At 65.4% G+C, this 11,993-nt stretch carries 3 protein-coding genes; 2 read left to right on the top strand and 1 reads right to left on the bottom strand.

Going from position 1 to position 11,993, the window contains the following annotated elements:
- Positions 1-235: 235 nt before the first annotated feature.
- Entirely contained in the window at positions 236-3,496 is a 3,261-nt protein-coding gene (locus ACGF1Z_RS35510) for a DNRLRE domain-containing protein (protein WP_393010766.1), read from the bottom strand.
- A 616-nt stretch (positions 3,497-4,112) separates the two neighbouring features.
- On the opposite strand from ACGF1Z_RS35510, the gene ACGF1Z_RS35515 reads away from it, so the two are divergent.
- A complete protein-coding gene (locus ACGF1Z_RS35515; RefSeq protein ID WP_393010768.1) occupies positions 4,113-11,060 on the top strand; it encodes a polymorphic toxin-type HINT domain-containing protein in 6,948 nt (2,315 codons plus the stop codon).
- Positions 11,057-11,563: a hypothetical protein gene (locus tag ACGF1Z_RS35520; protein ID WP_393010770.1), complete on the top strand. Its 507-nt coding sequence runs from the start codon at positions 11,057-11,059 to the stop codon at positions 11,561-11,563. Before ACGF1Z_RS35515 ends, ACGF1Z_RS35520 begins: the two co-directional genes overlap by 4 nt.
- The last annotated feature ends 430 nt before the right edge of the window (positions 11,564-11,993 follow it).

The raw sequence follows: 11,993 nt of genomic DNA on the forward strand, positions 1-11,993 counted from the left end.
GGCTCAAGCCGGGCCCACTGGCCGTTCGTTAGATCACCACGTCCCACGACATGCGATCATCAACGAGCAAGATCCACTTTCGCAACAGGCCCTAGTGGCCCATGCCGGCCGGTGGCACTGTACTTCGGCCGGTGGGCGACACCCAGGCGGCGAGGTCCCGTCGATCCGGTGCAGGGAAGGCTCTGGTCGTCACAGTTTGAGCTTGCTTCGTCGAGTCGATGTCGTGTGATGGCTGTCAGCCGAAGGCGACCTTGTCGGTCCACAGGTCGTCGCCGGTCTGGATCACGTTGCCGTAAGAGGCTTCGTGTGAGGTGCGTCCGCCTCGATAGAAGCGGACGTTGCCGGTCTTGTACATCGCCCAGAAGTCCGGGATTCCGTCGCCGCTGGCGTCGGGAGTGCCCATGAACAAGGTGATGCTGGCCGGTCCCCAGCCAGCGGCGAGGCTGTAGACGGGGTCAGTGGGTGTCGCAGAGGCGGCGGCGCTGGAGAGGGACATGAGGTCGGTTCCGCCCGATGAGGCGGCCTTGCCCTGGCGCAGGCGGAGCTCGCCGGCGGTGTTGTTGCGGAAGACGAGGTCGAGTACGCCGTCGCCGCTGATGTCGCCGGCGACGAAGATGTCGCGGTCGGCCCAGGAGCCGCTGATGAGGCGGGTGGCCTGTTCGAACGATGCTCCGGTGTAGCCGGTGAAGGCCCACAGGTCGCCGCTGGTGGTGGTGGCCATGGCGTCCAGTTGTCCGTCGCCGGTGGCGTCGCCGATGGCGACGATCTGGTCGAGAGTTGCGGGACTGGGGGCGCCGGGAGGCAGGAGTACGGGGATGCGCTGATGGATGTCGAAGCTGCCGTAGCCGTCGCCGGGGTAGACGTAGAGGTCGCCGTCGACGCGGGCGAGCATGTCGGTGATGCCGTCTCCGGGGAACCAGTCGGAGTGATGGCTGAGCAGTGCGCCGGTCCAGTGGCCCTCTACGGGTTCGGGGGTTCCGCTCTCGGTGGTGTAGGAGGCGGGCAGTCCGGAGTCGATGTCGCCTGCCTGGGCGGCGTAGAGCTGGAGGTTGCCCTTGTCGTCGACGGCGTAGAGGTCGGGGGTGCCGTCGCCGCTGGCGTCTCCGGGCTTGTCCTTGCCGGGAAGGGGGCGCACGAAGAAGGCGTAAGTGCGAGGGGCGGAGACGTTGCCGGCCTTGTCCCGGGCTCGGACGTAGAGCGTGTTCGGGCCGGCCAAGGGTGGTGTCAGTTCTTTCTCCGCGTCACTGCCGGGTTTGTAGGGCGCGACGGTGAGGTCGATGATCTGGGCGTAGTTGGGCGCGTTGAAGCTGTACTCGTACTTCACCACGTCCGGGTTGTTGTTGACGGAGAACGTGAAGAGTCCCGGGGTCCGGTGGAGGACCGTGCTCCAGGTGCTGAAGTCGTCTCCGGAGGGCGGGTAGATGGTGGAGCTGACGGTGGGGCTTGCGGGTGCGGTTTTGTCGACGGTGAACTGGCAGTAGGCGGTGGTGCCAGCCGGGCCCCAGGCGGAGATGGCGCCTTCGGTGTCGATGCTCCAGGCGGTCCAGGTGTAGGTCTTGCCGTCGGTGAAGCTCGCGGACGGTACGGGCACGGTGACGGTGCCGTCGCTGGTGGGGGTGTAGTTGCCGTCCCGCACCGGGTGCGTGGTGTCTCCGCTCGGCCAGATCTTGACGTGGACGTAGCGGAGGTTGCCGTCGGTGTCGCTGCCCTTGGCGCTGAAGGTGATGTCGGACAGGCCGACAGAGGGGAAGGGCGAGGTGTAGTCGCAGACGCCGCCCGGCGTGGTCTTCATACCGGACAGGACCGGTTCGTTCGGCGGGCGGTTGTAGACGGTTTCGATGTACGGCGAGCTCTCGCCGTTGGCCATGAACTTCTTCCAGGCGTTGGTGTCGCCCTCGTTGGAGGCACGCAGGCCGAGGTTGAGGCTGGCCCACTTGCCGTAGGCGGCGTCCTGTGCTGCGGATTTGACGTTGACGGCAACCCACTGGTCGGGGCAGGAGCTGGCGTTGTAGCCGTAGCCGTTGGTCTGGCTGCCGAGGACGCGGCTCCAGCTGGGTTGGTTGTTCCAGGTATTGGCGCTGGTGATGCCCCCGGTGAGCCAGACGTCGTATTGGCGTGCCGAGCAGCCCCATGAGTAGGTCTGCAGGGCGCGGAAGGTGGCCGACTTGATCGTGACGCCGTACAGGGTGCTGGGGTTTTCGAAGCTGAACACGGAACGAGACAGGCCGCCGGTGGTGGCTTCGTAGCCGACGCGGGCGTCGTTGGTGCCGTCGTTGAAGTTCTGTCCGTTGTAGAAGCTGGAGGTAGGGGCTGCCTGGTAGAGCAGCGTCCAGTTCTTTTTGTGTCCCTTGAACGAGGGATCGATGAAGACAGGGTAGACCGTGTCCGGGTCGTCAAGGACCTTGGTGTTCATCGCGAGCCCGAGCGTGCCGTCCGTGGCGAGTGTGGCGTCGAGGACGGCGTCATGGGTTCCGGGCTGCGGGCCGGCAAGTCCCGGCAGAGCAAGGGCGGTGTCCGCAACAGCGGGATCGGCCGTGGGGACGGGCTCCCCTTCGGTCGTTTTCACCGCGCCGGCGGAGTCCCACAGATAGGGGGTCGGGGCCGCGGCGAGTTCCTGACCCTCACTGTCGCGGGCACTGACGACATTCGTCTCGTCGTTGAGGGTGAAGGTCAGCGAGGGCGAGGTGAGGCGGTAGTCGAGGTCGGAAAGGAGCGGGTCCTTGGCCGCTTCGCGGTTGTGGACGATGAGCACGTGGGAGTAGCCGCTGTCCCGGGCGGTGAGGAGCAGGTCGATGCCGGGGCGGACGTTTTCGTACAGTGCGCGCGAGCCGTTGACGACCGGTGCAGGCAGAGGTCCTGGCCAGCTGACAACGAGGTCATGGCCGTCGACGTTGAGGCGGACCAGTTCGTTCCAAGCCTGTGCGTCGTCGCTGGTGGCGGCAGCCGGCTGCAGGGCGGCGCGGTGGTAGGAGCGGGAGGCCTTGCCGGTGCTGGCCTGCTTCCCGGTGGACCCGCCGCTGAACAGCAGCGGGTCGTTGACGGCCTTGGGGGCGTAGCCGCCGCCGACTCGACGCAGAGTGGTGTCGATCTTCTTCCACTCGTCGCCGACCTTCGCGCGAATGGTGTCGCTGTAGGTGCGGGTGCGCAGAAGGCCGTCGGGCTGTGCCCAGGTGGTGGAGTTGGCGGTGTGTTGGGCGGTGACGACGACGTCCCTGCGGGTGCGCTTGGCCTCGCGGATGGCCTGGGCCGCGTCGATGGGCGCGTGGGCAGTCTTGTCGTCGGCTGCGCGTGGCTGCGGTTCGGGCGCGGGGCCACGGGTGAGGTGTATGGCCAGTGGGAGGGCGACTGCGGCGGCGAGGGTTGCTGCGAGGGCGGCTCGGGTGCGCTTCCCCATGAAGGGTCTGGCGTTTGCGGTGGGTGGGGCCTTCACGTCGGACTCGGGGGCTTTATCGGGCGATGCGTGTGTGTTGCTGCCCGAGGCCTCGGTGGCGTCCATGACTCCCTTTCCCCCCTCGGGCGCCTGAATGCTGAGCGACCCTCGGAATTCCTGCGTACGCAGATGTGTGCCAGCAGAGCATGAACCATCTTCACGGTTCCGTCACCTTCAAGGGCGTCGGGCAAGACCAGTGGAGACCGCGAATGGTGTGGCGCACGTCGGGGGCGCCCGGGTGGGCTGAGCAGCAGGTTCTCGTAGCGCCAATGTGACCAAATAGGAAGAAACGCCTCCTCTTCGCTCAATTTTCGCGCCACCTTGACCAGCTTTAATGCGGTTGACGGCACATCAAACCTTTCCAGTCAGCCCGTCATAATTACATGCCCACTTACCGATACTTGGCGTTTGCATTCTTTTATTCAGTTCTCGCATGTGAGTGAACGCACACGTGACAAAGAATTGTGGATTTTTGGTGTCGACTGCCTGCACAATCTGCTGGCTATTTGTCTAATCCCCCGTGGCCTCGCAATGGGCCGGCGGTGGAAGTGGGGGTCACATGTCCTCGCCCGTTTCGGGACGTTCGTTCGGCGTGCGCGGAAGCCGGAACCGGTTCTCCCGCCAGCCACGCGGGGGCCCTCGGTTCCGTCGCGGCCTGGGTGTGACCGTGTCGGCCCTTCTCATGGCGACGCTGTTGCCGGCTTCGGCGTGGGCGATTCCGCCGGGCAGCGCGCGCGATGGCATCGACCTGGTCGATCTTCAGCCGAGCGAGCTCGCTCCCCCGGACGAGGCGAAAATCGATGAGCTGAGCAGCTGGTCCGGCAAGCCTGTCGAGCCGCCTGCCGAGTACACGCCGGACAACACGATTCCGGCAACTCCCGGCACGAAGCCGGTTTCTCTCGATCAGGCAGGGGACGAGCTTGTTCAGGCCGGTGACCTGCCGGTGAAGCTGGGGCAGGCGAGTCCCACGGCCTCGGAGCCAACCCCACCCGCTCCGACGGGAACCTGGAGCGTCACTGTCGCGGACCGGAGCACGACCGAGACCGCTGAGGTCGACGGTGCGCTGATCAAGGTGACGCCTCCCTCCACAGGCGCAACCCCTGTGGACGTGGAGCTGGACTACAGCAAGTTCGAGGATCTGTATGGCACCGAGTGGTCGTCGCGTCTGAAGTTTGTCCAGCTGCCCGAATGCTTCCTGACCACTCCGGACGCCCCGGAGTGCAGCAAGGCGACCGCTGTTCCGACGGTCAACGATCCTGCCGGGGAGACCGTCCGCGCGACCATCGACCCGGCAACGGCACAGACGCAGGGCCTGTCGGCGCAAGCGGGCGGCGGGCCTGTCGTCCTGGCGGCGACGGACTCCGCCGCGGGTGCCGGGGGCACCTTCAAGGCGACCTCGCTGTCGCCCTCCGGCTCCTGGTCAGCCGGGGGCAGCTCGGGCGGCTTCTCCTGGACCTACCCTCTCGCCGTTCCGGCCCCGCCGGCCGGACCCGCGCCCAAGGTCGCCTTCTCCTACTCCTCGCAGTCCGTCGACGGGAAGACGTCCGTTGCCAACAGCCAGGCTTCCTGGATCGGTGACGGCTGGGACTACCACCCCGGATTCATCGAGCGCCGCTACCGTTCCTGCTCCGACGACACCAAGGACGGCGCCAACAACGCAGGTGACGCGGACAAGAAGAAGTCCGACCTGTGCTGGGCCAGTGACAACCTCGTCCTGTCCCTCGGTGGCTCCACCACCGAACTGGTCCTCGAGGACAACAAGTGGGTCCCCGCGAACGACGACGGCGCTGAGGTCGAGTACCTCGACAAGCAGGGCAACGACCGGGTCAAGCAGGACACGAAGTACGACGGCGAGTTCTGGAAGGTCACCACCCGCGACGGCACCCGCTACTACTTCGGGCGCAACGACGTCGACGGCACCGGCACCCGGCCCGTCACCAATTCCGCTTTCACCGCCCCGGTGTTCGGCAACCACAGCGGCGAGCCCTGCCACCAGGCCACCTACCCCGCCTCCTCCTGCACCCAGGCCTGGCGCTGGAACCTCGACTACGTCGAGGACGTCCACGGCAACGCCATGATCATCGACTGGAAGCAGGAAGCCAACGAGTACGCGAAGAACGAGGCGTATGAAGCTCCCGTCTCCTACGTCCGAGGCGGCTATCCGACGCAGATCCTCTACGGCCTCCACTCGGACAACCTCAGCGGTCCTCCGGCGGGCCGGGTCGAGTTCAAGGTCGACCAGCGCTGCATCAAGGAAGGCTCCGTCACCTGCTCGGACACGGAGTTCGAGTCCGAGAACTACGCGGACAAGCAGTCCTGGTGGGACACCCCCTCCACCCTGCACTGCAAGGTAGATGCAAAGAAGTGCTTCGTGTCGGCGCCCACGTTCTGGACCCGCATGAGGCTTGCCGCGGTCAACACCTACGGACAGCGCACACCGGGCTCGACCACTCTGTCCCTCGTCGACGCCTGGAACCTGAAGCAGTCCTTCCCCCGCCAGCGCACGGACACCCATCCGCCGCTCTGGCTGGAATCGATCACCCGCACCGGATACGGCACGGACAAGGACGCGGCAGGCAAGCAGGTCAGCACCGCGATGCCTTCCGTTTCCTTCATCGCCAACGTCGTCGACATGCCCAACCGCGTCGCAACCAGCACAACCGACGCCACCCCCGACTTCGACCGCCTGCGGGTGGAAACCATCCGCACCGAGACCGGCGGAGAAATCTACGTCGACTACTCCGCCCCCTGCCCCGTCGGCGGAACGCACCCGGCACCTGAGTCCAATACGACGCGATGCTTCCCCAGCAAGTGGTCCGTCGACCCGGACGTGGAGAACCCGAAGGTCGAGTGGTTCAACAAGTACGTCGTCGAACAGGTTCTGGAGAAAGACCGCGCCACCCGGCAGCCAGACGTCGTCACCACCTACCTCTACGACACCGCAAAGGGTGCAGCCTGGGCCAAGAACACCGACGAGTTCACCAAGCCCGAACTGCGCACCTACGACCAGTGGCGCGGCTACGACCAGGTGACCGTACGCAAGGGCATCACCTCGGCCGCCGACCCGAACACCGCAACCGAGCAGTCCCAGACCACAAGCCGCTTCTTCCGTGGCATGTCCAAGGACGCCGGCCGCGCCGCCATCACGGTCAAGGACTCGACCGGCACCGAGACGATGGGCGAGGACCTGCCCGCCTACCAGGGGCAGGCCTACGAGACCATCACTTACACCAAGGCCGGCGGCAGCATCGCTACCCGGCAACTCACCTGGCCGTTCGCCACCACCACCGCGACGCGCACCCGAGAGGGCCTCCCCCCACTCGAGGCCTACCGCACCGGAACCCTGCGTACCGACGCCATCGAGTCGATCAGCGGCGGCAAGGTCCGCACCAAGCGGACCGAGACGCTTACCCGGGACGGCTACGACCTGCCGCTGACCACCCACACCTACACGCTCGCCCCCAATGAGCAAGGCACCGCGGTCACGGGCGACGAGTCCTGCACCACCACGTCCTACGTCCACAACACGAACATCAACCTGATCGGACTGCCCCAGCGCATCCGGACCACCGTCGGCACCTGCGCCCAAGCAGCGGCGGCCACCGGCACCCAGATCATCTCGGACACCCGAACCTCCTACGACGCCCTGGCAGCCTTTGGAACTGCCCCGAGCAAGGGCCTGGCGCGACAGGTCGACAGCATCAACGGCGACGGCACCGGCTGGATCACCTCAGCCCGCACCGACTACGACGCCCTGGGCCGCGTGACCAAGGTCCTCGACGCCAAGAGCAACCCCAGCACTACCTCGTACAGCCCCGCCACGGGCGTGCCTTTCGCGATCACCACGACTAACGCTCTGGGCCACACGACGACCACGGCCTACGACCCGGGTCGAGGCACGCCGCTGTCGGTCGTCGATGCCAACGGGCGCAAGACCACTGGTCGCTACGACCCTCTGGGGCGACTTATCGACGTGTGGTCCCCCTCACGTAACCAGGCCACGGACAAGGCGTCGACGCACTACGAGTACCAGATAGACGCCGACAAGGTACCCGCGGTCACCGCCAGGACCCTGCGCGACAACGGCACCTACGAGGACTCCGTCACCATCTACGACGGCCTGCTGCGCCCGCGCCAGACCCAGACCGAAGCCCTCAGCGGCGGCCGGATCATCACCGACACCCTGTACAACGCAAGCGGCACCGTCAGCGAAACGAAGAACGCCTACTTCGCCAAGGACGAGCCGAAGGCGGAAACCTACGCACCGTTGTCGGACTACGAGGTCCCGAACTCCACGAAGACCGCCTACGACGGCCTCGGACGGGCCGTGCGTACCACCACCCTCTCCAAGGGCACAGCGAAGTACTCCTCGACCGCTCAATACGCAGGAGACTGGACGCTCGCCCGCACCGGCATGTCCCCCGGTGGCACGACGCCCCTCCAGGGAAGCCGATCCCTCAAGACCTGGACCGACGCGCTCGGCCGGACCGAACGCATCCAGCACTACACGACCACCGACCTCACCGGACCGGCGCCCGCCAGCCTCGAGACTCGGTACAGCTATGACCCCAAGGGCAAGGTGGCCCAGGTCACCGACCCCCAGAACAACACCTGGACCTACACCTACGACGTCCGTGGGCGACTGAAGGAATCCAAGGATCCTGACATCGGCACGGCGTCCTTCGGCTACAACGATCTCGACCAGCAGACCTGGTCCAGGGACAGCCTGCTGCGCACCCAGCACACCCTGTACGACGCGCTGGGCCGCAAGACAGAGTTGCACGACGACTCCGACACCGGCCCGCTGGTCGCGAAATGGACCTACGACACCCTCTCCGGCGGCAAGGGCTATCCCGTCGCCTCCACCCGCTACTACGACGGTGCGGCCTTCACCAGTGAGGTCACCGGCTACGACACCGAAGCCCGCCCCACCGGCACGAAGATCACCATCCCCGAGATCACCGGCACCACAAGCCTCGCCGGAATCACCAAGGGACTCGCCGGTACCTACATCTACTCCACCACCTACACGGCCACCGGCAAGCCCCAGTCGGTGACCCTCCCGGCAACCCCCGGTGGACTTGCCACGGAAAAGGTGATCACCCGCTACAGCGGAGAAGGCGCCCCCATCACCACCTCCGGGCTCGCCTGGTACACCTCCGGCACCATCTACAGCCCCCACGGCGAGGTCCTGCGCACCACCACCGGCGACGCATCACGCCGCATCTGGACCACCACCGCCTACGACGAGTTCACCGGCTGGCTGAAGCAGACCGTCGCGCAGCGGGAGACCACGTCCCCGATCTGGAGCTCCGCACTCAACTACCAGTACGACACGGTCGGCAACATCACTTCCATCACCGGAAGTCAGTCGGAAAACAACGGCACCCAGACGACCACCAAGACCGACCGGCAATGCTTCACCTACGACCCGATGGGGCAGCTGATCCACGCCTGGACCGGCACCCAGGGCTGCCCCACCACCGCCGTCGCCGGCGACGGCGGCGTGCACGGCCCCACCCAGAGCCAGGTAACCGCAGGTGACGACAGCAACGGCTACTGGCAGTCCTACCAGTTCGACGCCATCGGCAACCGAACCAAACTCACCGTCCACGACCCCACTGGTGTCAACACCAACGAGGAATACCAGTACACCTACGGCAAGACCGTCCAGGGCAACCAGACCCAGCCGCCCGCCACCAGCCAGCCCCACACCCTCGCCAGCATCGCCTCCCGACAGGACATCGCCGGGTCGACGTTCGCCCTGCGCCAGAGCTACCAGCACGACACCACCGGCAACACCACCAGCCGCCTCACCGCCGGCGGCGACACCACCAGCTTCGCCTGGGACCGCCGCAACAAGCTGACCTCAGCCAACACCAACAACGACGGCACCCCCGAGGTCACCTACCTCTACGACGCATCCGGCAACCGCCTCGTCGAAGACAACGGCACCACCCGCACCCTCTACCTCGGCGAAACCGAGATCACCGCCAACACCGCCGGCCAAGCCGTCGACGCCCGCCGCGCCTACAGCCACCCCGGCGCACCCACCACCCTGCGCACCACCGCAGGCAAGACCACCGGCCACAAACTCACCGTCCTGCGAACCGACCAGCACAACACCTCCACCACCGCAATCGACCAGACCGCCAGCCAGGCCGTCACCCGCCGCTTCTTCGACCCCTACGGCAACCCCCGCGGCACCAAACCCACCAACTGGCCCGACCGCCACACCTTCCTCGGCACCGGCGTCGACGACCCCACTACCGGCCTCACCCACATCGGCGCCCGCGAATACGACGCCACCACCGGCCGCTTCATCTCCGCCGACCCCATCATCGACATCACCGACCCGCTCCAGATGAACGGGTACACCTACGCCAACGGCAACCCCATCACCAACTCCGACCCCACCGGCCTCAAACTCGACGACGGCTCCGGCGGCAAGGGCGAAACCTTCTACCAGGACGCCGACTGGGGAACCTGGGACGGTACCCAGGCAGACGCAACACGGCAGGCGTATGCAGCCGCCGTCGTAATGGATTCAAGGCCCCCGTCCAATTCGAAGTGGCTTCGGAACCCCGACACTGTGGGCGCCGCCGAAGTTCATCGAATGATCGCGAAATACGATCCGCACGGAAACGTCACCGATCAGGTTTCCTTCAAGATGTGGGCAGCGGGCGCATCGGATGAGGAAATCGAGTACTTCCGCAGCCACCTCTGCGACGTCATCACCTGCTACAAGGACCCGCTTGAGGCAGGTCTCGCAGGTAAGCACATCGACTCCGAAATCTACGACAAACCCACATCGCAGGCATTCGGCGAAGCACTCGCCTCCGGTCTGGCCTCACGTGTAGGAGCAGGAGCCAAGGGCAGGCCCGGAGCGCTCTGCGGCCGAAACAGCTTTGCACCCGGCACGCAGATCCTGCTGGCGGATGGCTCAACCAAGCCGATCGAGAATGTCGAAGCCGGGGACATGGTGATCGCCACCAACCCTGAAACCGGAGAAACCAAGCCGAAGCAAGTAACCGCCACCATTTTCACCCAGGCCGACAAGACTTTCGTCGACCTCACCATCACTACCGGCGACGGCTCCCGGACGATCACCGCAACCGAACACCACCCCTTCTGGTCCGAGTCCGAGCAGAAGTGGCTTGATGCCGGTGACCTCGCGCCCGGCATGACCCTGCTCACCGAGCGCGGAACGAGCGCTACTGTCCAGAGAACTCGCACCTACACAGCAGCGCAGGACACATACAACCTCACCATCGCTGACCTCCACACGTACTATGTGCTGGCGGGGGCCACTCCGGTCCTGGTTCACAACAGCAACTGCCCCATCGGGTCGGTGACTGGGCCTGCTGGAGAGGTATTGCCACTGCCTAAGGGGGCTGCAGGCACACCGGTTGACACGGGTAAGGGCTGGGCTTACGACATTCCGGCCGGAACTAAGGGCCTCGATCCTCGGGTGGTGCAAGTTCGAGTAATGGACCCTGTGACCACCGGCAAGTATCAGTACCTGAACGGTTATGTGGTGTACATGAATAAAGCAGGTCAGTCAGTCAACCCCCTAACTGGGCAGACGGTCAGCAGGGCTGACCCCTACAATCACATCCGGATTCCATGATCTCGATAAATGATCTCGTCCATGCCAGGCCATATCCGGAAGTTCTCGGCTCGGTCGAAGTGGATCCCCTGCAAGAAGCGGACGCGCTGCAAGAGGCGCAGTTGCTCGACTCTCGGGTGTGCCACTTGACCTCCACGGCGGCACTTCTCTTCGAACTGCGCACCTCCTTGCAGTTTGAAGTGGGAAATTCTGCGCTGCTTGTGGTCCGGGGTCTGCGCTCGTTCGACTGGAAGTCACCGACACAGCAGTTTCCCCTCGCGGCGCTGACGGTAGTATCCAGTGCTGCTGACCGGTTGGGCACTTTTCATCGTGCAAGACTCGAATTCTTCCCGGAGGCTCACCTTGCAGTGGCGGGCGATGTGGCGGAGTTTTACGTCCTCGAAGTGGAAGGAATCGGCGATGTGCCGCCCGACTATTTGAGTGGGGACCTGAAAGAGGTTCAAGGCGCCTTGCCGTCTTGGTCCTCCGCGTGCAACCTGCTTCAGGCGTCAATTTCGCGCTGAGGTGGCAACGCGGGGTTCGTCAAAGCAACTTTGATGTTCCCGCTAGCGAATCGAAGCCCCGCCGGGCGTAGTCTGGCGGGGCTTCGCTGGTGTTTGACGGCAGTAATTGACGGCAACGTCAGCGGACGAGGGCGGCACAGGATGGCGGTTCATCGCCATCGCCGTTGACCGTCTCGGTGGCCTCCGGGCTGCTGGCTGCGTAGGTGAAAACGAGGTTCTGGCACAGATCTTGGGGAGCCGTCGCGGAGCGTCACCTCGATGTTCGATTGCGAGGGACCGGCTGATGTGAGACGGCGTACGCCGTGTCGTCCGAGGGTCGATATTGACGCTCCCTCAAAGAGCGTTTTGTCCCGGCAGGGCTGTTTGCTTACTCGGGCGACGAGGCCGCTTGGATGAGGTGATCGGGCGTGTGGCGATCGGGTCGTGAGAG

It is taken from the genome of Streptomyces sp. NPDC048018, from assembly GCF_043202995.1.
Classification (GTDB): domain Bacteria; phylum Actinomycetota; class Actinomycetes; order Streptomycetales; family Streptomycetaceae; genus Streptomyces.

Bases quoted from the DNA above. Each gene is read 5' to 3' on its own strand.
- ACGF1Z_RS35515 (WP_393010768.1), top strand. From the start codon at position 4,113: ATGGCGACGCTGTTGCCGGCTTCGGCGTGGGCGATTCCGCCGGGCAGC.
- ACGF1Z_RS35520 (WP_393010770.1), top strand. From the start codon at position 11,057: ATGATCTCGATAAATGATCTCGTCCATGCCAGGCCATATCCGGAAGTT.
- ACGF1Z_RS35510 (WP_393010766.1), bottom strand. From the start codon at position 3,496: ATGGACGCCACCGAGGCCTCGGGCAGCAACACACACGCATCGCCCGAT.